Genomic DNA, 726 nt, shown 5'->3' on the forward strand with positions numbered 1-726 from the left:
AGACGCCACTTTTGAGTGTTTCTCCAACATGTTGGTTGTCCAGCGAATGAACGATGGCTGAGACAAGCTGCTTTGCGCGATGTTAATCGCGACTGGATCGTTAAGCTCGCCGCTTTCTAGCATCTTAATCATCGACTCAATCACGTATTGGTCGAAGATGTTGGTCGCATCCAACTGTTCCAATGCAAATAAGTATTGGTTAGCACGGTAAGTCTCGCCATCTTTTTCGATGCTTGAGAACACTTCGTTATGGAACACTTTGCCCCAAGTATTCTTCGCAGCTTGGAAGCGGAATTTCACCCAATCGCTGTGGATTGCTTCTTCAACCAACGCTTTCCATTGCTGTTTACCCATCAAGTTTGATGGCGTATCGCTACCAATGAAGCCGTATGGTTTGTCTGGCTGTGCTTTGGCTTTCGATAGTGCGTTATCCACCATAGAAAGGACTTCAGAACGCGTTTTCTGATCTTTGCTGTGTGCCACACCAAGCGAGGCTTTTGGTTTTGCTAAGCCAGTTGGATCAGTGTTTAGGCCATTGACACAGTTGACGATGCTGTCCGCGAGAATGCGCAGTTCGCTCTCATCCATGTGCGGGAAAAGCAGACCGAATTCATCACTAGAAAGACGAGCAATGGTGGCTCCCGGAACATCAATGGTGTTTTTCAGACGTTGAGACAACTCTTTCACGTGGGCATCAGCGCGTTGGTAGTCTTTTGTCTCGTAAAT

At 47.2% G+C, this 726-nt stretch carries 1 protein-coding gene; it reads right to left on the reverse strand.

Annotated features, from left to right (window positions below; all coding sequences use genetic code 11):
• On the reverse strand, nucleotides 1-726 hold a 726-nt coding region (locus R7Z77_RS25435; RefSeq protein ID WP_318137058.1), incomplete at both ends, for a diguanylate cyclase domain-containing protein.

This window comes from Vibrio sp. 1401 (assembly GCF_033340295.1).